Source organism: Streptomonospora arabica (assembly GCF_039531585.1).
Classification (GTDB): Bacteria; Actinomycetota; Actinomycetes; order Streptosporangiales; family Streptosporangiaceae; genus Streptomonospora; species Streptomonospora halophila.
This window is the reverse complement of sequence record NZ_BAAAQI010000012.1, coordinates 67,731-91,288: the sequence shown is the minus strand read 5'-3', so window position 1 is coordinate 91,288 and position 23,558 is coordinate 67,731. Positions and strand designations below refer to the sequence as shown.

General features: G+C 73.9%; 20 protein-coding genes. 13 read left to right on the top strand and 7 right to left on the bottom strand.

The features are described from left to right. Window positions 1-342: 342 nt before the first annotated feature. Window positions 343-1,014, top strand: a complete 672-nt coding sequence (locus ABD284_RS18380) for a TetR/AcrR family transcriptional regulator (protein WP_344145064.1) — start codon at window positions 343-345, stop codon at window positions 1,012-1,014. Here ABD284_RS18380 and ABD284_RS18375 read toward each other — a convergent pair. Continuing rightward, window positions 978-1,676 carry a FadR/GntR family transcriptional regulator gene (locus ABD284_RS18375; protein WP_344145062.1) on the bottom strand — a complete coding sequence of 233 codons (699 nt, stop codon included), beginning with the start codon at window positions 1,674-1,676 and terminating at the stop codon, window positions 978-980. The two genes, ABD284_RS18380 and ABD284_RS18375, sit on opposite strands and share 37 nt — an antisense overlap. Window positions 1,677-1,844: 168 nt before the next feature. Here ABD284_RS18375 and ABD284_RS18370 point away from each other — a divergent pair, with 168 nt between their 5' ends. Both ABD284_RS18370 and ABD284_RS18365 read left to right on the top strand, forming a co-directional pair. Continuing rightward, window positions 1,845-3,095 carry a CynX/NimT family MFS transporter gene (locus ABD284_RS18370; protein WP_386699675.1) on the top strand — a complete coding sequence of 417 codons (1,251 nt, stop codon included), beginning with the start codon at window positions 1,845-1,847 and terminating at the stop codon, window positions 3,093-3,095. 194 nt (window positions 3,096-3,289) lie between these two features. Further along, window positions 3,290-3,715: a DUF3592 domain-containing protein gene (locus ABD284_RS18365; RefSeq protein WP_344145060.1), complete on the top strand. Its 426-nt coding sequence runs from the start codon at window positions 3,290-3,292 to the stop codon at window positions 3,713-3,715. 187 nt (window positions 3,716-3,902) lie between these two features. Here ABD284_RS18365 and ABD284_RS18360 read toward each other — a convergent pair whose 3' ends face one another. Beyond that, complete coding sequence (locus ABD284_RS18360) at window positions 3,903-4,763, bottom strand: CPBP family intramembrane glutamic endopeptidase (RefSeq protein WP_386699674.1); 861 nt, start codon at window positions 4,761-4,763, stop codon at window positions 3,903-3,905. Between the two features lie 211 nt (window positions 4,764-4,974). Beyond that, window positions 4,975-6,273, bottom strand: a complete 1,299-nt coding sequence (gene aceA / locus ABD284_RS18355) for an isocitrate lyase (protein WP_344145058.1) — start codon at window positions 6,271-6,273, stop codon at window positions 4,975-4,977. Between the two features lie 213 nt (window positions 6,274-6,486). Between aceA and ABD284_RS18350 the strand changes: the two genes are divergently transcribed. The 4 genes from ABD284_RS18350 (at window position 6,487) to ABD284_RS18335 (ending at window position 12,115) form a co-directional block, all read left to right on the top strand. Next, window positions 6,487-7,923: a helix-turn-helix domain-containing protein gene (locus ABD284_RS18350; RefSeq protein ID WP_344145180.1), complete on the top strand. Its 1,437-nt coding sequence runs from the start codon at window positions 6,487-6,489 to the stop codon at window positions 7,921-7,923. Between the two features lie 228 nt (window positions 7,924-8,151). Next, entirely contained in the window at window positions 8,152-9,051 is a 900-nt protein-coding gene (locus ABD284_RS18345) for a helix-turn-helix domain-containing protein (RefSeq protein ID WP_344145056.1), read from the top strand. Window positions 9,052-9,257: 206 nt separating this feature from the next. Beyond that, entirely contained in the window at window positions 9,258-10,496 is a 1,239-nt protein-coding gene (locus tag ABD284_RS18340) for an acyl-CoA dehydrogenase family protein (protein WP_344145054.1), read from the top strand. A 725-nt stretch (window positions 10,497-11,221) separates the two neighbouring features. Next, entirely contained in the window at window positions 11,222-12,115 is an 894-nt protein-coding gene (locus ABD284_RS18335; protein WP_344145052.1) for an LLM class F420-dependent oxidoreductase, read from the top strand. Window positions 12,116-12,359: 244 nt separating this feature from the next. On the opposite strand, the gene ABD284_RS18330 is transcribed toward ABD284_RS18335, so the two are convergent. Then, entirely contained in the window at window positions 12,360-12,899 is a 540-nt protein-coding gene (locus tag ABD284_RS18330) for a GNAT family N-acetyltransferase (RefSeq protein ID WP_344145050.1), read from the bottom strand. Between the two features lie 699 nt (window positions 12,900-13,598). On the opposite strand from ABD284_RS18330, the gene ABD284_RS18325 reads away from it, so the two are divergent. The 6 genes from ABD284_RS18325 to ABD284_RS18300 all read left to right on the top strand — a co-directional run bounded on the left by ABD284_RS18325 (window position 13,599) and on the right by ABD284_RS18300 (window position 18,776). Further along, window positions 13,599-15,176, top strand: a complete 1,578-nt coding sequence (locus ABD284_RS18325) for an FAD-binding oxidoreductase (RefSeq protein WP_344145048.1) — start codon at window positions 13,599-13,601, stop codon at window positions 15,174-15,176. Between the two features lie 259 nt (window positions 15,177-15,435). Beyond that, window positions 15,436-15,696 (top strand): SAM-dependent methyltransferase, encoded by a 261-nt coding sequence (locus ABD284_RS18320; RefSeq protein ID WP_344145046.1) that lies wholly within the window; start codon window positions 15,436-15,438, stop codon window positions 15,694-15,696. Window positions 15,697-15,865: 169 nt separating this feature from the next. Beyond that, window positions 15,866-16,507: a TetR/AcrR family transcriptional regulator gene (locus ABD284_RS18315; protein ID WP_344145044.1), complete on the top strand. Its 642-nt coding sequence runs from the start codon at window positions 15,866-15,868 to the stop codon at window positions 16,505-16,507. Between the two features lie 93 nt (window positions 16,508-16,600). After that, window positions 16,601-16,948, top strand: a complete 348-nt coding sequence (locus tag ABD284_RS18310; protein ID WP_344145042.1) for an ArsR/SmtB family transcription factor — start codon at window positions 16,601-16,603, stop codon at window positions 16,946-16,948. A gap of 171 nt (window positions 16,949-17,119) precedes the next feature. Continuing rightward, window positions 17,120-17,590, top strand: a complete 471-nt coding sequence (locus ABD284_RS18305) for an SRPBCC family protein (protein WP_344145040.1) — start codon at window positions 17,120-17,122, stop codon at window positions 17,588-17,590. A 106-nt stretch (window positions 17,591-17,696) separates the two neighbouring features. Further along, the gene (locus ABD284_RS18300) at window positions 17,697-18,776 is read left to right on the top strand and encodes a LacI family DNA-binding transcriptional regulator (protein ID WP_344145038.1); all 1,080 of its coding nucleotides are present in this window, start codon (window positions 17,697-17,699) and stop codon (window positions 18,774-18,776) included. A 4-nt stretch (window positions 18,777-18,780) separates the two neighbouring features. Here ABD284_RS18300 and ABD284_RS18295 read toward each other — a convergent pair whose 3' ends face one another. The 3 genes from ABD284_RS18295 to ABD284_RS18285 all read right to left on the bottom strand — a co-directional run bounded on the left by ABD284_RS18295 (window position 18,781) and on the right by ABD284_RS18285 (window position 23,211). Continuing rightward, window positions 18,781-19,983: an MFS transporter gene (locus tag ABD284_RS18295; RefSeq protein ID WP_344145036.1), complete on the bottom strand. Its 1,203-nt coding sequence runs from the start codon at window positions 19,981-19,983 to the stop codon at window positions 18,781-18,783. 363 nt (window positions 19,984-20,346) lie between these two features. Further along, window positions 20,347-20,562 carry a hypothetical protein gene (locus ABD284_RS18290; RefSeq protein ID WP_344145034.1) on the bottom strand — a complete coding sequence of 72 codons (216 nt, stop codon included), beginning with the start codon at window positions 20,560-20,562 and terminating at the stop codon, window positions 20,347-20,349. 177 nt (window positions 20,563-20,739) lie between these two features. Next, window positions 20,740-23,211, bottom strand: a complete 2,472-nt coding sequence (locus ABD284_RS18285) for a HelD family protein (protein ID WP_344145032.1) — start codon at window positions 23,209-23,211, stop codon at window positions 20,740-20,742. Window positions 23,212-23,558: the final 347 nt, after the last annotated feature.

The following is a 23,558-nucleotide window of genomic DNA, read 5'->3' as shown; positions in this document are numbered from 1 at the left end:
ACCCGGGCGCGAGGCCTGCGGCTACTGCGGCAACCCAGAGGCGGCCAACCACACGCTGCCGCCACTGCCCCCGCAACCCCTGCCGTCCCCGCCGCACGGCAGGCGCCGCCCGCTCCGGCGCGCGCCGCGGGTGCGCCCGTACATCCCCGCCCTCGCCCCTCCCGGCGACGGATGAGCCCGGTGAGCAGCAGAGCGAAAGCTCCGCTCGCCTCGTACGGATGCGCGTGAACCGAAGGGGCGCGGCCGGATCCGGCTACACGCATCCGCACGACGCGCGCTACCGGCAGACTGGTGCGGCGGTCTCAGCAGAACCTCGGTAGATCCACGGAGCCGGTGACCACGATGAGCGACGATTCGGATGCGGGCGGCGACGGCGCCGCGGGCGCGGTCGGTGCCGGCGGCGCCGTTTCGGCGCGCGGGCGGGCCACCCGGGCGCGGCTGCTGGCCGGTGCGCGCGCGGAGATCCTGGAGGGCGGCGGCACGCTCGAAGTGGCCGCGGTCGCCCGCCGCACCGGTGTCTCGGCCGGGCTGCTCTACCGCTACTACGCGGGCAAGGACGGTCTCGTGGCCGCGGTCGTCGACGACTTCTACGACGGCTACGACTTCGAGGTCTTCAACACCCGGCTCGACGACTCGCTGAGCTGGCCCGAACGCGAGCACGCGCGCCTGGGCCGGGAGATCGACTTCCTGTGCGACGCCCCGCTGGGCCGGATGATCATCGGGCGGCGGCTGCGCGAACCCGCCGCGGCGCAGACCGACGCCGAGCGCCTGGCGCGCCAGGTCGACATCGCCGCGCGCAGCATCGCCAAGGCGCAGCGCGAGGGGGAGCTGGACGGCTCGTTCTCACCCCGCCTGGCCGCGGCCGCCACCCTGGGCGCGTTCCGCGAGCTGATGGCCGAGGCGCTCAGCGGCGACGGCGATCCGCCGCGCGCCGAGCTGCTGGAGGCGATGTGGCGGGTGGGCTCCAGCCTTCTCCTTCACTCGCCCGCGAGGGACAGCAGCTCGTCCAGGTAGCAGGCCGCCTCGCGAAGCGCACGGTCGGGATCGCCCTCGCGCACGGCGTCGGCCAGCCCCTTGTGGTCGATGCCGGTGCCGGCGCTTCCCTCTTCGGAGTCGGAGCCGGGCAGGCCGTAGGCGGTGTGGGCGATGCTGTCGTAGACCGCCTGGGCGATGTCGTCGTACAGGTCGACCAGCAGCGGGTTGTGCGTGGCGTGGACGATCGTGCGGTGGAACGTGAAGTCGGCCTCGACGAAGGCGGCCATGTCGCCCTCGTTCCAGGCGGAGTCGCGCAGCGCCACGGCGTGCTCGATGTCGGCCAGGTCCTGGTCGGTGTGGCGCATCGCGGCCAGTCGGGCGGCCTCCATCTCCAGTGCCCGCCGCACCTCCAGGTTCTCGCGCAGCCGGGAGCGCTCCAACCTGCGGCGCAGCGCCCCGCCCAGCTCGCTGGAGGCCCGCACGAACGTGCCCGCGCCCTGGCGGATCTCCAGCAGGCCGGCGTGCGCCAGCGCGCGGACCGCCTCTCTGACGGTGTTGCGTCCCACCTCCAGCTGGTCGGAGAGCTCGGACTCGGTGGGGATGCGGTCGCCGATGCCCCACTCGCCCGAGTCGATCTGGGCGCGCAGTTGGCTGATGACCTGGTCGACGAGGCCGGTGCGGCGCGTCGAAGCGAGAGGCACGCGATTACCTCCTACGGGTGGCGGCCACAGGCGGCATGGCCGGTCGGATGTGCGGGCGCTTTAGGCGGGAGCTTAGATCAGATCCGGCCGCTAGGCGGCACTCGCGCCGAATGCGTTACGGTCATGATGTAGATCCTGTGATCCCATCTCTATGTCCTGGAGGCAAGCGTGTCCGGCGCCTCAGCTGAGACCGCCGCGCAGTCGGCGGGCGAAGGCGGCTCCTCCGTGCCCGCCGGCCGACGCCCCCGCCACGTCGTGTGGCTGCTCGTCGCCGGTGTGGCGCTGGCCGCGCTGAACCTGCGTACCGGCATCACCAGTGTCGGCCCGCTGCTGACCGAGGTGAGCAGCGGCCTGGGCATGTCCGCGGCCGTGGCGGGCGTACTGACGACGCTACCGGTGCTGTGCTTCGCCCTGTTCGGCTCGCTGACGCCCATGCTCATCCGCAGGCTCGGCGAGCACCGCCTGCTGGCCGCCGCGCTGCTGGCGCTCACCCTCGGCCTGTCCACCCGCACGCTGGTCGACGCCCCGCTGCCGTTCCTGGCGCTGAGCGCGGTGGCGCTCTCGGGCGGCGCCGTGGGCAACGTGCTCCTTCCGACGCTGGTCAAGCAGCACTTCCCCGAGCGCGTGGGCGCGATGACCACCGTCTACACCACGTTCCTCGCACTGGGCACCACCGTCGCGGCCGCGGCGACCGTGCCGGTGCTGCAGGCGAGCGGCAGCTGGCGGCTGGCGCTGGGCGTCTACGGCGCCTTCGGTCTGGTGGCGCTGGTCCCGTGGCTGGCGCTGCTGCGCCACGAGCCCCCGCGCAGCTCCGGCTCGACCCCGGTGGCGCTGGGCCGGGTGCTGCGCACGGCCATGGGCCGGCAGAGCGTGCTGTACTTCGGCACGCAGTCGGCGGTCGCCTACATCATGTTCGGCTGGTACGCCGAGATGCTGCGCGACGAGGGCATGAGCGCGGCCGAGGCGGGGCTGATGCTGTCCTATCTCACGGCGCTGGCGATCCCCCTGTCCCTCGTGCTGCCGGGGCTGATGGCGCGCGTGCGCGACCACCGCGCGTTCGTCGCGGTCTTCTTCGCCTGCTATGCCGCCGGGCTGACGGGGCTGTGGGTGTCCCCGCTGGAGGGGACCTGGGTGTGGACAACGCTGATCGGGATCGGCATGGCCGCGTTCACGCTGGCGCTGACGTTCTTCGCGGTGCGCACACGGACCTCCGGTGCCACCGCCGCGATGTCGGCTTCCAGCCAGAGCATCGGCTACCTGATGGCCGGCGCGGGGCCGTTCCTGTTCGGCATGCTGCACGAGCTGACGGGCGGCTGGCACGCCCCGCTGCTGCTGGTCGCGGTCATGGTCACCGCGAACCTGGCGGTCGGCCTCCTGCTGGGCCGCCCGCGCTACCTGGAGGACTCGCTGCCCGAGTAGGCCGCGGAGGCGTTCGCGCGGCCGGGCGCGGTGCGTCCCCGTAGGTGAATGGAAGCGCTCCCATTGCCTCGCTCGGCCCTTGCTGGCACGCTGTGCGCAGTTGCCGTGCCGACGCGGACGGTCGTATCGCCGGGCGCTCGGCGAACGGGTGGTAGGCGAACGGGCGGGAGGCGAAGAGGGGTGGCTTGGCACGCATGGGATGGCTCGTTCTCTTGACAGCGGCTTTCGCGTCACTGGCGGTGTTCGAGGTGCGAAACCTCCGGGCGCTCCTGCGGCTGCGCCGGAACGGGACCCGCGTGCCCGGGACGGTCGTCTCCGCGGAGCGGAGCAACAGGGTCGTCCGGACGTCGGAGGGTCCCGGCGTGGACAAGACGATCGACATCGCCTTCCGATTCGAGACCGTCGACGGCCGCGCGGTCGAGGTGAGGCCCAAGATCAAGAGCGCTGTCCGCACGGTACACACCGGCCAGCACGTCACCGTGGCCTACGATCCGGCGAACCCGGAGTACGCCGACATCCTCGACTCGAAGGGCGCGGTCTGGCTGCATGCGGTCGCCATCGCGCTTTCGGTCGTCATCTGCGCGTCGTGCGCGTGGACGGTCGTGCGCCCCGGCCCCTAGCGCGCGCCGGTCTCCCGCCGATGCGATGCGGAGGCGAAGGGGCGGATCGCCCCGTTTCGCCGGGCTCGGTGTTCGCTCGGCGGAGCAGGATCGGGAGAGTCCCGTGAGAACCGGCGCCGAGAGGGCCGGGAAGCGCCGCTGGAGCGGGTGCCGTCGCCAACCCCGCCGCCGCGCCGCCTCACGCGGCTCAGCCGGTCGGCAGCCAGTCCACGTGGCCGATCAGGTAGACCGAGCCGACGAAGGCCACGATGTCGATGAGCGAGTGGGCGGCCACCAGCGGCATCACGCGGCCGTAGCGGCGGTAGAACCAGCAGAACACCAGCCCCATCACCAGGTTGCCGAAGAACATGCCCACGCCCTGGTAGATGTGGTACGAGGCGCGCAGCAGGGAGCTGGCCACCGCCGCGCGCATCGGGGACCAGCCCAGCCGGTCCAGGCGCAGCATCAGGTAGCCCACCACGATGACCTCCTCCAGCACGCCGTTCTTGACGGCCTGCAGGAGCAGCACCGGTACCGCCCACCAGTGCTCGTTGAGGGAGCTGGGCGCGACGGTCACCGACAGGCCGAGCTGGTAGGAGACCAGGTACACCACCAGCCCGCCGCCGCCGATCACGGCGGCCAGGGCGGCGCCGCCGAGCAGGTCGCGCCCCGGGCGGGTGGCGTCGAAGCCGATGGTGCGCGCCGACTCGCGGCTGCGGTGCAGCAGGTAGACCACCAGTGCCACCGGGGCCAGCGAGAAGACCAGGGAGGCGAGTTGGCGGGAGAGGTCCAGCCAGGGCCGCTCGGCCGAGGCCTGCGAGCCGACCAGGCTGGCCGTCTGCTGGGCGAGCTCCTCCGGTGCCGTCAGCGAGCCGACGAAGGAGATCAGCGCTGCCACCGCCGAGGCGGCCAGCGAAAGAGCCAGCACCAGCAGGACCTCGCCGGCCAGCATCCGCCGCGTCAGTGGGGCCGCCGCCAGCAGGGCCGGGGCCTCCGGCGGCGGTGGCGGCGGCTCGGAGCCGTCGTCGGTGAACCGCCGGTCGCGCTCGTCGGAGGTGGGCTCGGGCATGGTCCGATGATCGCACGCCCCGCGCGCCCGCCCGCATGCAGGCGGGGGCGCGTGCGGGGGGACCCCCGCATCCGGCTCCGGCGGCGCGCAGGGAGAAGCCGCCGGCCCCGCGGGTGACACGGATGCCGCGGGGCCGGCGGAGGGGACGGCGGACCCGCCGCGCCCCAGCCACGAAAGCGGGGCGGGCCGCCGTCGGCGGACGAGGACCAGATCAGTGAGCCGCTGAGAACTGGTCCTCTTCGGTGGAGCCGGTGAGAGCGGTGGTCGAGCCTTCAGGCGTGATCGCCGTGCTGACCAGGTCGAAGTAGCCGGTGCCGACCTCGCGCTGGTGGCGGGTGGCGGTGTAGCCGCGCTCCTCGGCGGCGAACTCCCGCTCCTGGAGCTTGACGTAGGCGCTCATGCCGCCCTCGGCGTAGCCCTTGGCCAGGTCGAACATCGAGTGGTTCAGCGAGTGGAACCCGGCCAGGGTGATGAACTGGAACTTGTAGCCCATGTGGGCCAGCTCGCGCTGGAACTTGGCGATGGTGGAGTCGTCCAGGTGGCGGCGCCAGTTGAACGACGGCGAGCAGTTGTAGGCGAGCATCTGGTCGGGGTACTGCGCCCTGATGCGCTCGGCGAACTGGCGCGCCACCTCAAGGTCGGGCGTGGAGGTCTCCATCCACAGCAGGTCGGAGTAGGGCGCGTAGGCCAGGCCGCGGGCGACGCAGGCCTCCAGCCCGTTGCGGACCCGGTAGAAGCCCTCGGCGGTGCGCTCGCCGGTGATGAACGGCGCGTCCTGCTCGTCGACGTCGCTGGTGATCAGCGTCGCGGCCTGGGCGTCGGTGCGCGCGATGACCAGCGACGGCACCCCGGCGACGTCGGCGGCCAGCCGGGCGGCGTTGAGCGTGCGGACGTGCTGGCCGGTGGGGATGAGCACCTTGCCGCCCAGGTGGCCGCACTTCTTCTCGGAGGCGAGCTGGTCCTCCCAGTGCACGCCCGCGGCGCCGGCGGCGATCATGCCCTTCATCAGCTCGAAGGCGTTGAGGACACCGCCGAAGCCGGCCTCGGCGTCGGCGACGATCGGCGCCATCCAGTAGGGCGCGTCCTCGTCGCCCTCGGACCAGGTGATCTCGTCGGCGCGCTTCAGCGCGTTGTTGATGCGCCGGACGACCTGCGGCACCGAGTTGGCCGGGTACAGGCTCTGGTCGGGGTAGGTGTGGCCCGCCAGGTTGGCGTCGGCGGCGACCTGCCATCCGGAGAGGTAGATCGCCTTCAGCCCCGCGCGGACCTGCTGGACGGCCTGGTTGCCGGTCAGGGCGCCCAGCGTGTTGACGTAGTCCTCGGTGTGCAGCAGCTTCCACAGCCGCTCGGCGCCGAGGCGGGCCAGCGTGTGCTCCTCGGTGACCGAGCCGCGAAGCCGGACCACGTCCTCGGCCGAGTAGGTGCGCTCGATGCCGGACCAGCGCGGGTCGGTCTCCCACTCCTGCCGGAGCGCCGCTGCCGCTTCCTGCTGACGACCGCTGATGCTCATGGCCTGTCACCGCCTTACGTGTATCCCCTGGAAGTCGTGTCGGCCGGGGTGGCCGGGCACGGGCTCTGCGCCCTGCCGCGGCTATGTTCCCCGCCGGTAACTACGATTCTTGGCAAAGATCCAGGGTTTTTCGAGGCCTTCTGGGGTGAAGATCTGTACATCTTTCCCTACCATGAACCCATGGCGTACTTCGGGACTGAAGAAATACCGTCTTTGCCGGGCGACCTGGATCTGGTCACCTTTGGCCAGAGACTGCGGCATCTGCGCCGCACGCGCGGCCTGACCCTCTCCGACCTGGGCGAGCGGGTGGGCCGGGCGCCCTCGCAGCTGTCGCTGCTGGAGAACGGCAAGCGCGAACCCAAGCTCTCGCTGCTGACCTCGCTGTCACAGGCGCTGGGGGTCTCGGTGGAGGAGCTGCTCTCGCGCCAGCCCCCGAGCCGGCGCGCGCAACTGGAGATCGCGGTCGAGGAAGCCCAGCGCGACCCCGTCTACCAGTCGCTGAGCCTGCCGCACCTGAAGGTCGGCAAGCGCGTGCCCAACGACGTGCTCGAACACATCGTCGGGCTCTACGACGAGCTCAAGCGGCGCAGCATCAAGCCCACCGCCACCCCCGAGGAGGCGCGGAGGGCCAACGCCGACCTGCGGCGCCAGATGCGCGAGCGCGGCAACTACTTCGAGGCGATCGAGAAGGCCGCCCAGGAGACTTTGGACGCGGTGGGCTACAGCAGCGGCGCGCTCTCCCAGGGCCAGATCCTGTCGATGGTGACCCACCACGGCTTCACCCTGCGCTACGTGCAGGACCTGCCCCGCTCCGTGCGCTCGGTCACCGACACCCGCAACCGGCGGCTCTACCTCAAGCGGGAGTCGCTGGGCATGCACAGCCCGCGCACGATCCTGCTGCAGACGCTGGGCCACTTCGTGCTCGGCCACGGGCAGCCGCGCGACTTCGCCGACTTCCTGCGCCAGCGGGTGGAGGCGAACTACTTCGCCGCGGCCGTGCTCATCCCCGAGGCCACCGCGGTGCCCTACCTGCAGGGGGCCAAGAAGGCGCGCGACCTGTCGGTGGAGGACCTGCGCGACGTGTACTCGGTCTCCTACGAGATGGCCGCGCACCGGTTCACCAACCTGGCCAACCGCCACCTGGACCTGGTCTGCCACTTCATCCGCAACGACGAGACCGGGATCATCTACAAGGCCTACGAGAACGACGGGCTGATCTTCCCCACCGACGACACCGGCGCCATCGAGGGCCAGCGGATGTGCCGCTACTGGTCGGGCCGCCAGGTCTTCGCCTCGCCGGACCGGTACTCGATCTACTACCAGTACACCGACAAGCCCAACGGCACCCACTGGTGCGTGGCCCACGTCGACCCCAGCCGCGAGCGCAACTTCGCGATCACCCTGGGCGTGCCCTACAAGGAGTCGCGCTGGTTCCGCGGGCGCGAGACCACCAACCGCACCAAGTCCAACTGCCCCACCGGCGAGTGCTGCGTGCGGCCGCCCGGCGACCTCGCGGCCCGCTGGGAGGGCCACGTCTGGCCTTCGGCGCGCGCCCACTCCCACGTGCTCTCGGCGCTGCCCTCGGGCACCTTCCCCGGTGTCGACGAGACCGACGTCTACACCTTCCTGGAGCGCCACGCCGAGGAGTAGGCCCGGCCGCGCCGATGTACGCCGCCGGCCCCGGACCGCGCCGCGGTCCGGGGCCGCACTTTGCCCGAATGTCACCGGGGCGGGCGATGCTGGTGGTCAGACCGCGGGTGGCCGGGTGGCCGGGTGGCCGGTGGGCGGGTGCGGCTCGCGGGAGAGCGGGGCCGCGGGCGGGGGCCGCCGCGACAGCCCGCGGCACGGTCCGAGGCGGTCCCGGGGGAGGGAGGGGCGATGGCCCACAGCGCAGGCGCGGGTGTGCAACCCGCGCTGGAGTTAACCGCGGGCCGGCCCCACGCCGCCCTGGCGCCGCTGCTCCAGGCCTACTGGGGCTACCGCTACGACGCCGGGCGCCCGGTGTGGCGGCGCGAGCCGCCGATGGGCGTGGTCACGGTGGTGCTCAACCTGGGTGCTTCGTTCGACGTCGGCTGGGTCTCGCGCGGGCCCGGCGCCTGCCACCGGGCGCGCGAGGCCACGGGGTTCGTGGCCGGGGTGCACGACACCGCCGCCTTCACCGCCGACGCGGGCGCCCAGAGCGGCATCGAGCTCAACCTGTCCCCGCTGGGCGCCTACGCGCTGCTGGGCGCGCCCGCCCGCGTCTACGCCCGCGAGGTCGTCGACCTGGCCGACGCGCTGGGCCCGGGCGCCGGCGGTCTGGTCGAGCGCATCGCCGAGGCGCCCGCGTGGAGCGAGCGCTTCGCCCTCCTCGACGCCGCGCTGCTGGGGCGCCTGGACACGGCCGCGCTGCCGCACCCCGACATCGCCCGGGCGTGGTCGGTGCTGGCGGCCAGCCGCGGCCGGGCCGGCGTGGGGCAGCTGTGCCGCGACACCGGCCGCAGCCGCCGCCTGCTCGCCGCCGGGTTCGGCGAGCAGGTCGGGCTGCCGCCCAAGACCATGGCACGCATTCTGCGCTTCCGGGCCGCGCTCGCGCGCCTGCGCGTTCCCGGGCCCGTCTCCTTCGCCGAGGTCGCGGCCGACTGCGGCTACTACGACCAGGCCCACTTCAGCCGCGAGTGCGCGGACCTGGCCGGCTGCACGCCGTCGCGGCTGCGCGCCGAGTGGGCGGACGACCCCGCCCAGGGCGCCGCGGCCGCGGGTGCCGCTGCCGAGGGCGCGGGTGCCGCCGCCGGATGAGGGCCGCGCCGGCGTCGCTGGCCGGCGGGACGGCGCGGCGGCGCCGGGGGTGCTTTCGAGCTGCGATCGCCCATGTTACCGTTGGTAACACTCGCCTGGTCGGCCCGGCGCCGGGTCCGGCCGGGCGGCGACCTCCCCACCCCCGCCGCCCCCGCCCGGCCGCCGGGGCCCAGCAGCAGTATCCCGACGAGTTAGGACGAGTGCAGATGAGCGAGACCGCCGACAGCCCCGCCACCGGGTTCAGCCTCGAACTCGACGAGGACGTCCGCGACGTCCGCGACTGGGCGCACGGCTTCGCCCGCGACGTCATCCGCCCGGCGGGGGCCGAGTGGGACGAGCGCGAGGAGACCCCCTGGCCGGTCCTGCAGGAGGCGGCCAAGATCGGGCTGTACTCGCTGGACTTCTTCGCCAACCAGTGGCTGGAGCCCAGCGGCGTCGGCATCCCCGTCGCCTTCGAGGAGCTGTACTGGGGCGACCCCGGCATCGCGCTGTCGATCACCGGCACCGCGCTGGCCGCCGTCGCCGTGGCCGGCAACGGCAGCCAGGAGCAGCTCTTCGAGTGGGTGCCGCAGATGTTCGGCACCGCCGACGACATCAAGCTCGGCGCGTTCTGCTCCTCCGAGCCCGACGCCGGCAGCGACGTCAGCGCCATCCGCACCCGCGCGACCTACGAGGAGGCCACCGACGAGTGGGTGCTCCACGGCACCAAGACCTGGGCCACCAACGGCGGCATCGCCGACGTGCACGTCGTGGTCGCCTCCGTCGATCCCGAGCTGGGCTCGCGCGGCCAGGCCAGCTTCGTCGTCCCGCCCGGCACCCCCGGCCTGCACCAGGGCCAGAAGTTCTCCAAGCACGGAATCCGCGCCTCCCACACCGCCGAGGTCGTCCTCGACGGCGTCCGCGTGCCCGGCCGCTGCCTGCTGGGCGGCAAGGAGCGCCTGGACGAGCGCCTGGCCCGCGCCCGCGAGGGCCGCCGCTCCAAGGGTCAGGCCGCGATGAAGACGTTCGAGGCCTCGCGCCCCAGCGTCGGCGCCATGGCCGTGGGCTGCGCCCGCGCCGCCTACGAGTACGCCCGCGACTACGCCGTGCAGCGCGAGCAGTTCGGCAAGCCCCTCGCCGAGAACCAGTCCGTGGCCTTCACCCTCGCCGACATGGCCACCCGCATCGACGCCGCCCGCCTGCTGGTCTGGCGCGCCGCCTGGATGGCCCGCAACGACAAGGACTTCGCCCAGGCCGAGGGCTCCATGAGCAAGCTCTTCGCCAGCGAGACCGCCACCTGGGTCACCCAGAACGCCATCCGCATCCTCGGCGGCAACGGCTACACCCGCGAATACCCGGTCGAGCGCTGGCACCGCGACGCCACCATCTTCACCATCTTCGAGGGCGCCAGCGAGATCCAGCGCCTCATCATCGGCCGAGCCGTCACCGGCCTCCCGGTGCGGTGACGTTTAACCGGGTCACGGTTCCGAAAGCGAATGGTTGTTCGGTTCGTACGGGGCCGGACGCAGGTGTGGGTAGCGGGATGTTGTTACCGAGATTCCCCGCGATTGACCGGCCGCTCGCGGATGAGTGTTGACGATCGCGTTGACGCTCGGAAGGCGTGTGTGTCGAGTTGTGGAGGGGGTCAGCGTGGGCCGGGGCCCCGGCGTGGAGCCGTCGGCTCGGTCGCGGGTGAAGGCGTGGCCTGAACGCCTGGTGAAAACATCGGACTGACTGCCCCGCGGCCGGCGCTGCGGGGCCGCAATCGTGCGCATCAAAGGCGATCGGGAGGCGTAAGCGGGCCGCGGTCCAGGACGGCGCGGTCCCACGCGCCGCGATCCTGATCTCGCTGGGGCGCCGGACTTTGGAGGACTGTCTCTGGGGAGTCCAGCCACAGTTCCCGGCCGATCGGCGAGACGGTCAGACCGAAGCGGGAGTGGTCCGGGCGGCCGGCCTGTGTCCACCAGGCGTAGCCGGCCGCCCCGATGATCGGTCGGCGCAGGGCGGGTACCGGCACCCGATCACCCCGGCGCAGATGGCGCGCTTCGACACAGGGTTGCCGTTCGCGTCGGACTCCCCGCGCCACGCGCCGGTGAGTCCCCTGCCGTTGCGGGCGAACCCGTCGAGTCCTCGCCTGACGAGCCCGTCGACGACTGTCACGAAGAAGCCGAACGGGGCGTAGTCTCGGCGCATGGGCGGAATCGACTTCAGGTCTCGTGTCGGCGTCTGGTGGAGCAGCGACCGGTGGCCGGTCAACGAGGTGCTCTCCCGCGCCCGAGAGATCGAGCAGCTCGGTTACGCCTCCCTGTTCTACGGCGAAGCCGGAGGCAAGGAGGCGTTCACGCAGGCCGCCGCGCTGCTGGGCGGTACCGATCGTCTCGTGGTCGGCACCGGCATCGCCAACATCCACGCCCGCAGCGCCCCGGCCGGCGAAGCGGGCGCCCGCACGCTCGGGGCCCTGCACCCGGGCCGGTTCGTGCTCGGGCTCGGCGTCAGCCACGCTCCGCTGGTCGAGTACAGCTACGCCGGCTCCTACTCCAAGCCGCTGAGCACCATGCGGGACTACCTGGCGACCATGGACGCGGTCCCGCCGGAGGTCGAACCGGGCGGGCAGCGCCCGGCCCGGCTGCTGGCCGCGCTGGGCCCGAAGATGATCGAGCTGTCGGCCACCGCCGCCGACGGGGCGCACCCCTACCTGGTGACGCCCGAGCACACCGCGCGCACCCGCGAACTGCTCGGTCCCGACAAGTGGCTGGTCAGCGAGCAGGCCGTCGCGCTCACCACCGACCGGCGGACGGGCCTGGAGCGCGCGCACCAGCACCTGCACATCTACTCGCAGCTGCCGAACTACCGCAACTCCTGGCTGCGCCAAGGCTTCGCGGAGTCCGACCTGGTCGTCGGCGGCTCGGAGAAGCTGGCCGAGGGCATGGTCGCCATGGGCGGCGCCGACGCGGTCGCCGCGCAGGTGAAGCGGCATCTGGACGCGGGGGCCGACCACGTGCTCGTCCAGATCGTCGGCGGCGACCCCTCCGCCGACCCGCTGCCGGCGCTGCGCGAGCTCGCCCCTGCGCTCGGCCTGAGCTGACCGCACACGACCCGCCGAGCCGCCGGCCCGGTCCGCTGCGCCCCGCGCTGCGGGCGGGCCGTCCGCAAGCCCGCCCCGACCCTGCTAACCCGGTGCCCGGTGTGCGCGCCCGCCTCGGCGGCGCGCCCGCCGACGCGCCGTCGCGTTGGTCCCGGTGCCCCGGCGGCCGCCGGGCGGCCGCCGCCGATGGCCGAGCGGCGCATGCGGCCCCTCGCCGGTCGCCCGGCACGGGTAACGCGTTCGTTCAGCGGTCCCGGAGCGCCGCGGAGTCCCGCGCCGGCCCCAGCACGCCGAGATCCAGGTGTTCCGCGCGGCGCGCCAGCAGGTACAGACGGAGGCCCTCGCGCGGCCGTTCCCGCACCAGCGTGAAGCCCTGCTGCTGGTAGTACCGCGCCAGTGCGGGGTCGTAGCACCCGCGCCTGACCCAAAAGCGGCCGTGGCGCGCCGCCCGGTCGACCGCCCACAGCGCGATCAGGGTCCCGGGGCGGTGCTCCCGGTACGCGGGGTCGGTCGCGGTGGTGAACAGGTACAGCGAGGGCTCCGCCACCTCGTCGGGAGTCCAGTCCGTCGCGGGCGCCCGGGGCAGGACCGTCGTGCATCCCACAGTGCGCCCGCCGCCGTCGCCGAGCACCCACATGGCGCCGTTGGCGGCCTGGCCGGCGAGGTCGTCGACGCTACCGCGCCATGACGGGATGCCGCGCTCCTCCATCCAGTCGCAGCGCGCGCGGAGCATCGCCGCCACACCGGGGACGTCTGCTGCGGTGGCGGGGCGCATGGTGAACACGGGCCGTCCTCTCCGTGGCCTCGACGACCGAGCACTGCGCGGGGCCCGTATGTCCGGCGCCGGCGACTCGCGCTCCGCCTCCCGCTCCGCCGCGTGCGGCCCTGCGGAGCCGGCGGCCAGCATACGTCCGCCGCCGCACTGCTGCGGCGGACGGCCGGTCCGCGGCGCACCGGTGCGGGGTGCCCGCGCGGAGTCCGCCGTCCGCACGCCGGAGCCCGGCGCGTCCCGACCCCGGTGCACACGTCGAGGGAGCGCAGGTTACGGGCGGTCCTGATCGCGGTTCTCAGCCGGTGCGGCCCGGACCGCCGGTGCGTCCGGTGACCGGTGCCCGGCGCCTGCCGCGGCGGCGCGCTCCGGCCGCTCCGCCGTCCCCTCGCGGGTCGGCGCGCGTCGGTCCGGTGGCGGCGGAGCCGCTGGACGGACGAGGGCCGGTCCGGCATCGAGCGCCGTCTGCCGCGGCCTGCGCCCCCGAGCCCTGAGGTCCGTTCGGCGGTCGCCGCGGCAGCACCCGGAGCGTAACCGGCCCGGCAGCGTACGGAGCCCGGCGGCCCGCCGCGGCGCCCCCGTGCCACGCTTCCCCGGTTTGCGGTCATCCGCTTTCGGGACGAATCTCGGCGGAAGCGGCCTCCGGATTTTCCGCTGGTGGTGGAAGGGGGATACCCGCCGCGTAATGTTCCCCTCACGCTAGGTGATACGACCATGGACGGCGCGACCCCCGAATCGCCCAGTGAGACCATCCGGCCCGACGACCCCCGATTCCCCGCCCTCAGCCGCGGGTTCAACCAGCGGTGGATCGCCAAGCCCGACTACGTGCGGATGGTCTACTCCGCCGACGACGCCGTCAAGGCGCTCCAGCAGGCGCTGGACGAACGCAAGGACGAGTCCGGCCGCATCACGGTCCGCTCCGGCGGGCACTGCTACGAGGACTTCGTGTGCGGCGACGACGTCCGGGTGATCTTCGACACCAGCCCGATGCACGACGTGTACTGGGACGAGGACGTCGAGGCGTACTGCGTGGAGGCCGGGGCGACCAACTGGCACGCCTACAGCCACCTCTATCCCGCCGCCGGGGTGACCCTGCCCGGCGGCTCCTGCTATTCGGTCGGGATCGGCGGGCACGTGCCCGGCGGCGGCTTCGGCCTGCTGTCGCGGCACCACGGGCTCACCGTCGACTACCTCTACGGCGTCGAGGTCGTCGTGGCCGACAAGGACCGGATGGCCCGGCGGGTGCGCGCCACCGCCGACGACAACGACGAGGACCACCGCAGGCTGCTGTGGGCGCACACCGGGGGCGGCGGCGGGAACTTCGGGGTCCTCACCAAGCTGTGGTTCCGCGACCTGCCCGAACCGCCGGCGTTCGTCCGGCTGTGCGGCCGCGCCTGGAAGTGGGAGGACTTCGACCAGCAGGAGTTCCACAAGCTGCTCACCGCCTACGGCACGTACTTCCGGGACAACCAGGACCCATCGACCCACAGCGGCCGGCTGTTCGCGCTGCTCAAGCTCAACCACCGCAGCAACGGCGAGATCCTGCTCACCGCCCAGGTCGACTGCGAGAGCCCCGACAACAACGACCCCGGAAAGCTCGCCATGGACGAGTTCCTGGCGGCGGTCGACGGCGCGATCGGACCCGAGTCGAGCGGGCAGGAGAGCGGAACCGGCGACCACCCGGCCGTCAAGGGGGCCAAGATCCCGCGGGTGATGCCCTGGCTCACCGCGACCCAGGCGCTGAACTCCTCGGGCGAGAACAGCCGCGGCAAGTACAAGTCCGCCTGCATCCGCAAGCCGTTCACCGCCGAGCAGATCGACGCCATGTGGGACTACCTGGGCAACGGCCACTACACGAAGTACCGCAACCCCCGGGCCGTGATCCAGATCGACAGCTACGGCGGCCGGATCAACGAGGTCGGGCCCGCCGCCACCGCCGTCGCGCAGCGCGACTCGATCATGAAGATGCAGTACCAGGTGTACTGGACCACCGGAGACCCCGAAGAGCCCACCCATATCCGGTGGATCCGCGACACCTACGCCGCGACCTTCGCCGCGACGAACGGGGTTCCCGAGATCGGCGGCGACGACGCCGTCACCGACGGCTGCTACATCAACTACCCCGACGCCGACCTCGGCGACGACGAGTGGAACGGCTCCTGGCAGACGTGGGCGCAGCTGTACTACAAGGACGCCTACCCCGCGCTGCGCAAGGTGAAGGCGCGCTGGGACCCGCACAACGTGTTCCGGCACCGGCAGTCGATCGAGCCCTGGGAGGAGGACGCCACCTAGCGCCCCCGGCAGCCGCCGCCCGGTCCGCACCGCCGTCACGCACGGCCGCCGCCCGCCGCCCCGGGAGCGGTCGCCGGGCGTTCCGGAGGGCGTCGGCCGAGCCGAGCGGAGGCGACCCGAGAAAGGCCCCGGTGACCGAGGAGCCCGTCTGCCGCACCGAGGCGGACCGACCGCCGCCGCTGCGAGAGGCGCTCGCCCTGCCCGGCGTGCGGCACGCCCCTGAACGTCGGACGGGTGCCATGGCAAGGTCGCCGAGCTGATGGACGCCGTGCCCTCGGGCAGTTACCTGTTCATCACCGACTTCGCCGACACCGGCGAGGAGGTGCAGAAGGCGATCGAGCGCGCCGGGCCGGCGACCCTGGGCAACGGCTGGATCCGCACCCCCGAGGAGATCCGCCGGCACTTCGTCGGCTACCCGCTGGTCGAGCCCGGCTGGACTTCCATTCGCGCTGGTTCCCCGAGGACCCGGACCGCGAGGTCCCCGAGGTCGGGGAGCTGGAGCCGCACCTGCGGATCATGATGGCGGGCCTCGCCCGCAAGGATTGACCGGCCGGGGCCGCACCGGGCGCGCCGGGCGCCTCCCGAAGCGCCGGCCGCGCCCGACCGCGCGCCTGCGCCCGCCCCCCTGCGCGGGGCCGACGCCCGGGCCCCTCCTGCGCGGACGGGCGCCGGGCGCTAACGTCTGACGGGTGGCTTCCCATCCCGCACCGCAGACCGCAGCCGCAGGCCGCCGGCGCAGCCCCGAGCGCCGTCGCGCCATCCTCGACGCCGCCGACCGCGTCATCCAGCGCGACGGCCCCGACGCCTCGATGTCGGCCATCGCCGCCGAGGCGGGCATCAGCAAGCCGATCCTCTACCGCCACTTCGGCGACAAGAGCGGCCTCTACCGCGCCCTCGCCCGGCGGCACGTCGACCCCCTGATGGAGCGCGTCCGCGGTGAGCTGCACGGCGGGTCCTCGCTGCGCGTGCGCGCCCGCGCGACCGTGGGCGCCTACCTGGGGATGATCCGCGGCAACCTCAACCTCTACCGGTTCCTGATGGACCGCGCCACCTCCGAGGACCCGCGTACGCGCGGTGACCTCGGCATGATGGTGCGCCGCCTGGGCGAGGAGCTGGCCGGCGTGCTCCGCGACGACCTGCGCGTGGCCGACCCGGTGCGCGCCCAGATCACCGCCCATGCGGTGGTGGGCATGGTGCAGGCGGCGGGGGAGTGGTGGCTGGAGCATCCGGAGGTCGCGCCGGACACCGTCGTCGACGACCTGACCTCCGCGGTCGTCGGCGCGATCGCCGGGTACGGCCCGGCGGCCCGGGAGAGCGGCGTCGGCGGGTGATCCGGACGCCGCGTCCGCCCGATTCCCGGCGGCGCGGAACCCGCCCCGTGTATGCCTTGACATCAATATTTCTGTAGGTGCATATTGAGCCCCATGGAGAGGGTGTTCGAGGTCCTGAGCGAACCCAACCGGCGCCGAATACTCGACGTGCTGCGCCGCGGCGAGCGGCCGGTCGGGGATCTCGTCGACCGGTTGGGGGTCAGTCAGCCCACGGTCTCCAAGCATCTGCGCACGCTGCGCGAGGCGGGCCTGGTCGAGTCGCGCTCCGAGGCGCAGCGCCGCCTCTACCGGCTGCGCACCGAACCGCTGCGCGAGCTGGACGCGTGGCTGGAGCCCTACCGGATGCTGTGGGAGTCGCGGCTCGACGACCTCGAACGCCATCTCGCGACCATGGACGAGGACCGTGACGACGGGCCCGAGCGGCCGCCCGAAGGCGGTTGAAGCGGGCCGACAGGGGGTGCCGACGTGCACGCAGGCGACGACCCGCGCGACCCGCGGACAGCGGGCGCAACGGGCGCAACGGGCGGAACGGAACGAGGGCCGGGCGCGGATCCGCGCCCGGAGGCCGAGGAGGCGTACGGGCGCCTCGCTCAGGCGGGGGAGCGGTGGACCGTGCGCCTGGTGCGCCGCCTGCCGCACCCGCCGGAGAAGGTGTGGCGGGCCATCACCGAGCCCGAACATCTGGCGGCCTGGTTTCCCAGCCGCGTCGAGGGCCCGCGCGAGGCGGGCGCCGAGCTGCTGTTCCACTTCGAGGGCGTCGACGAGCCGATGCCGGGACGGATGATCGTCTACGACCCGCCCCGGCTGCTGGAGTTCGACTGGGCGGGCGACCTGCTCCGATTCGAGCTGCGCCCTGACGGTGCGGGCACCGAGCTGGTCTTCTCCGACACCTTCGACGAACTGGGCAAGGCCGCCCGCGACACCACGGGCTGGCACGTCTGCCTGGACGCCCTCGCGAGCCACCTGGAGGGCGAGCCCCCGCAGGTCGCCGGCCGCTTCCGCGAGCTGATGGACGCCTACACCGAGCGGTTCGGCCCCGAGGCCGGCACCATCGGCCCGCCCGAGGGCATGCAGCCGGAGTAGGCCGCGCCGGGCCCGGCGACAAGCCGCGGTGCGGGGCGCCGCCACCGCGTGCGGACGCGCCTTGCCGCGCCCGCACGCGGGGCACAGCCGGGGCTAGGCTGTCGGTGTGAGCAACGGCAGAGCGCCCACCAGCCACGACGTCGCTCGGCTGGCCGGGGTTTCGCAGTCGACCGTCTCGCTGGTGTTCCGCGGTGCCTCCAGCGGGCGGGTCGGCGAGCGCACCCGGCGCACCGTGCTCGACGCCGCGCGGGAGCTGGGGTTTCGCCCCAACGCCGACGCCCGGCGGCTGCGGGTCGGCGGCCCGCGCATGGTGCTCATCGCCGTGCCCGACATCGTGAACCCGTTCTTCGCGCGGGTGTTCACCGGCGCGCGCGCCGTCGCCCGCGAGGCCGGGTTCCAGGTGGTGCTGTCCGTGCAGCGCGACCTCGACTCGGTCGCCGCCGACGTGGCCGGACAGCAGATCGACGCGGTGCTCGCCTGCTCGCTGGAGGACGGCGGGCGGCCGCTGGAGGACCCCGTGCCCGCGGTCGTGCTGGACGCCGAGCCGCCCCAGGGCCAGGGATCCGTCCGCTTCGACATCGCGCCGGTGCTGACCGAGCTGGTCGACCATCTGCACCGGCTCGGCCACCGCCGCATCGCCCACCTGCGCTCGGACGTGCGCACCGCCACCTTCCGCGAGCGGACCGAGGCGGTCGACGCGGCCTGTGAGCGCCACGGCATGACCCGCGTGCACGCCTCCTGCGCGCTGGACACCGGCTCCGCGCGCGAGGCGGCGTCGGCGCTGCTGGCGGAGCACGCGGGCTCCGGCGGGCGTCCCGGGTTCACCGCGGTGGTCTGCGACGACGACGTGCTGTCGGTCGGCGTCTACAAGGCGGCGGCGGACGCGGGCCTCGCGGTGCCCGCCGACCTCTCGGTCACCGGCATCGACGACGTCGACCTCGCGACCGCTGTCACGCCGGAGCTGACCACCCTCCACCTGCCCGGCGAGGAGCTGGGCGCGACGGGGATGCGCCGGCTCATCGCGCGGCTGGAGCGGGGAGCCGAACGGGGCGACGGGCCCCGGGCCCGAGCGGGGCAGGCCGCGGGCGCGCGCAGCGGGTCCGCGGAGACCGAGACCGAGTGCGTGCGGCTGCCCGCACGGCTGCTCGTCCGCGGCTCGACGGCGCCCCCGGCGGCAGGAGGCTGACCCTTCACGCCGCGGCCGCCTCCTCCGGCGCCTCCACCGCCGCACGCCCACCACCGACGCGCAGCGACAGCAGGGCGGCGGCCGCCGTCACCGCACCGGTCACGGCGAAGACCCCGAGCGCCCCCGCTTCGTCCGCCGCCAGCCCGGCCAGCGCGGTGCCCAGCGCGCTGCCGCACATGAACACCGAGATCAACCAGGAGAACGCCTCGGTCGTGGTGCCTTGCGGCGCCAGGCGGCCCAGGAGCAGGAACGTGCACGCCAGGGCGGGCGCGAGGAAGAGCCCGGCCAGCGCCGCCAGGACCGCCATCAGCGCGGGGCCCGGCATCAGCAGCAGCGGCAGGTAGCACAGCGCGAGCCCGCCCAGCAGGACGCGGAACCGGCGGGCGGGAGGCAGCGGAACGCGGAGCGCCCCATAGGCCAGCCCGCCCACGAGAGCCCCGAACCCGTTGGCGCTGAGCAGCAGCCCGGAGACGTCGCGGCTGCCCGCCTCCTCGGAGTAGGCCACGGCGCCGACCGCCAGCGCCCCCAGCGCGGCGCCGACGAACACGAAGCACACCAGGACGCGGCGCACCTGCGGCTCCATCAGCGGACCCAGCCAGTTGGCCTTGCGCGGCACCGGCCGCCACCGGCGCACCGGGCGCAGCCCGGCGAAGACGCCGGCGCCGGCCACCGTGATCAGCGCGGTGGCCAGGACCGCGTGCATCGGCAGGAACAGCGCGGCCACCGCGCTCACCAGCAGCGGAGCGGCCACGAAGATGACCTCCTGCAGTGCGGCGTCCAGCGAGTAGGCGGTTTCGCGCTCCCGCTCGCCGGTCACCAGCGTGGGCCACACCGACCGCAGGCACGACTCCAGCGGCGGGGTCAGGGCGCCGGCGGCGGCGGTCAGCGGCAGGGTCACCGCCAGCGGCGCGCCGGGGGCCAGCGCGAGTGCGACGAAGGCGGCGCCGGAGACGGCGCCGCTGATCACGAGCACGGCGGACTGGCCGTGGAAGTCGACCATCCTGCCCAGCACGGGCCCGCCGACGGCCGTCCCGACGCCGTAGACGGCGATCAGCGCGCCGACGACGCCGAAGTCCACGCCCTCGTGGCGGAACAGCAGCGTCAGGGCGAGGACCGCCATGCCGTTGGGGAGCCGGCCCGCGATGTTGGTCGCCAGCGCCGCGAAGACGTGCGGCTTGCGGAGCAGGGCCGAATACGACTGCAGCACGGGCGGTCCGTTTCCGGTCGGCGGCGGGAGGCAGTACTACGTAGTACTGCCAGGATCACACATCGCTCAACCGCGGGCAAGGGCGGTACACGACCGGTCGACGCCGTCCCGGCCCGGGCATCCGCGACTCGGGAGGTGCCGCGGCCGTGCGCCGCGCCGCTGCTCCACCTCGCGGCACTGCGCCGACCGGAGACCAGGAGACCGCTCTCAGCGGGCCCCCGCCGCCCCGGCGGCCAGGAGGCCGGTGCCGGACCGCCTTCCGTGGACGCCCGAAACCGCCCGGAGGGCGGGCGCGTGCGCGCTTCCGGCGCCGCGCCCGCCCTCCCCGTCCGGCGGCCCTCTCAGCGCGGCCCCGGACCGCCACTACTTCTCGGAGTGCTCGTCCAACTGCAGGGCGATCCCGAGCGCGAAGAACGTCGGCGCCCATTCCCCGATGAACAGTCCCCACCTGTCGGCGCGGGCCTTGTCCTCGGCCTTCTTCGAAGCGGCCCAAGCCACGACCGTCAGTCCGATGGAGACCAGACCGGCCCCATAGGCGACGTCCGCCGTGATCCCCATTTCCCGGAGCTTTCTGATCATTGCGTCCCCCCGTGCTGCCGTGCCGACCGCATCCCCCGTGCGCGGTCGGCTCACCCGCCGCGACTAACCGCGGCACCGATGTGCAAACCGCGGCGAGCGGCGGCGGCGAGCGGCGGTGTGCCGCAGAGAGCCCCCTCCGACCAGGCCGGCAACCGGCCCCCGCCGCCGCGCTTCCGATCAGCGCGCGGCGGAGGCGGTCTCCGTGCCGTCCCCCGTGTGCAGGCGGGCGAGCATCCCGGGAAGGTCGCCCTCGTGGACGACGGTCAGGCGGCGGGTCGCGCGGGTGACGGCGACGTAGAGGTCGCGTCCTCCCGACGCCGACGCGGCCAGGATGCCCGAGGGGTCGACGAGGACCACGGAGTCGAACTCCAGCCCCTTGCTCCCGGTGGGGGTGAGCACCGCGACCGGGTGGTCCAGGGCGTCCGGGCCGGCCTCGGCGGCCGCCTCCGGCAGCAGGGCCGCCACCTCGGCGTGCCTGGCCGCCGGGGTGATGACGGCCAGCCGGCCCTCGCCGATCTGCTCCAGCTCCTCGGCCACCAGGCCGGGCAGCCGCTCGGGGATCCCGTCCGCCCCCTCGGCGCCGGTCGGCTCCGCACCGGCCCCGGACGCCGCTTCGCCCTCCGCGGCGACCCGCACCGCACGCGGCGGGGCGCCGCCGTCGCGCACCGACTCCGGCACCCGCTGGTCGGGGGCGATCTCGGCCAGCACGTCGGCGGCCACCGCCATGATCTCGGCCGGTGTCCGGTAGTTCACCAGCAGGTGCTCCTCGTGCAGCCGGCCGCCGACATAGCGGCCCAGCATGTCCTGCCACGAGCGGGCGCCCGCCGCGCTCCCGGTCTGGGCGAGGTCGCCCACCACCGTCAGCGACTTGGCCGGAACCCGGCGCATGACGGTGCGCCAGGCCATCTCCGAGAGCTCCTGCGCCTCGTCCACGATCACGTGGCCGTAGGCCCAGGTGCGGTCGGCCGCCGCGCGCTCGGCCGTGGTCCCCGCAGGTCCCCGCTCCTGGCGATCGGCGAGCCCGGCGGCGTCCAGCATCCCGGCCTCGTAGAGCCCGGTGTACTCCAGCACCCCCTGGGCGTAGCGCTCGAACTCCTCGCGCTTGTGCCGCTCCGCGCGCTCGCGCGCCCGCTCCTCGCTGTCGTCGGTGCCGAGCAGTTCGGCGGCCTCGTCCAGCAGCGGGACGTCGCCCGTCGTCCACGGCGCGTGGGCCGGGCGCAGAAGCGCGCGCCACTCCTCCTCCGCAGGTCCCGGCCCGTCGGGCAGGTGCGCGGCGCCCGCGGCCGCCGAGGCGAGCAGCCCCGGGTCGCTGAGCAGTTCGCCGACGAGGCGCTCGGGGGTGAGCAGCGGCCACAGCCCGTCCAGCGCCGCGCGCACCGCGGCGTCGGCCCACAGCGTCTCGCGCGCATAGGCCGTGTCCTCGTCGGTGCGCAGCCGCGCGTCGGGGTCCTCCAGCTCGGAGCGGCCGGTGTCGCCGGCGGCTTCGAGCAGCTCCTCCGCCTCGTGCAGCGACTCCTCCAGCCACGCGTCCTGCGCGCGGGCCAGCTCCCACAGCATCTCGTTGACGAACAGCTTGCGCGCCCGGTTGTGCGGCAGGCCCAGCCCCCGCGCCCGGTCGCGCAGGCGCTCGCAGGTCTCGCGGGGCACCCGCAGGTCGACGCCGTCGGCCCGTACCGCCAGGCCCTCCTCCGGTACGCGCTGGCGGTCGGCCACGGCGGCCTCCAGGACGGCGGCCATGCGCAGCGACCCCTTGACGGCGGCGGCCGCGTCGTCGTCCTCGGCCGTCGCGGCGACGCCCGGGTGCAGCTGCCCCACGGTCTGCACGACCACGTCGGTCTCGCCGAGGGAGGGCAGCACCCGCCCGATGTAGCGCAGGAACGTCGGGTTGGGGCCGACGACGAGCACCCCGCGCCGCTCCAGGACGGCGCGGTGGGTGTAGAGCAGGTAGGCGGCGCGGTGCAGCGCGGCCACGGTCTTGCCGGTGCCCGGTCCGCCCTGGACGACCAGCGCGCCCGGCAGCGCGGCGCGGATGACGCGGTCCTGCTCGGCCTGGATGGTGGCGACGATGTCGCCCATGCGCCCGGTGCGCCCCCGGCTCAGCGCGGCCAGCAGCGCCGCCTCGCCGACCAGGGAGCGGCGGTCGTCTTCGGAGAGTCCGTCGAGGTCGAACACCTCGTCGTCGAGGCCGACGACCTCGCGGTCGCGCACGTGCAGGTGGCGGCGGCGCACCAGGCCGCCGGGCGACGCGGGGGCGGCGGCGTAGAAGGGGCGCGCGGCCGGCGCGCGCCAGTCGATCAGGATCGGCTCGTGGTCCTCGTCGCGCAGGCCGATGCGGCCGATGTAGCGGGTCTCCGCGGCCTGCGGGGCGCCGCCGGCGAGGTCGATGCGGCCGAAGCACAGGCCGTTCTCCACGGCGCTCAGCCGTGCCAGGCGGGTGGCGTTCTCGTCGGCTCGCGCCTCGCGCTCGGTCCGGGCGGCGTAGCCGCCGCCTCCGCCGCGGGCGAGCGCATCGGAGAGGCCGCGGGAGGTCCGGGCGCGCAGCTCGTCCAGCCGCGCGTAGAGCAGGTCGACGTAGTCCTGCTCTACGCGGCGAGCGTCCGCCCGGCCGTTGTCAAGGCCTCTGTGGTGAACGTGTTGATCCTCTACCATGTCAGTGGTATCCTTGAGCCGAGGCGAGTGCGTTCTATTTCCTTTGTCAGGTATCCGTAGAGCGTACCAGGACGACGGTTCATTCCCGCGGCACCGGGTTTCTCTCCTCCCGACCGCGTCGGCGCGTGTGCGGCTCCGCCGTCCGCTCGCGCCCGCCCGCTTCGCGGACCCGCTCCGATGCGCTATGCTCTGCCCCATGCGAATCGCACCCGCCCGCCGACAGTGGTGGCGCCGCTCCTAGGCGGCGCTTGCAGGTACGCGATCTCCCAGCTCAGCCCAGCGGCCGCCCGTACCGGCGGCCGCTTTTCGCGTTTCCCGGCCCCGGTCCGGCGCGGCTCCACGCACAC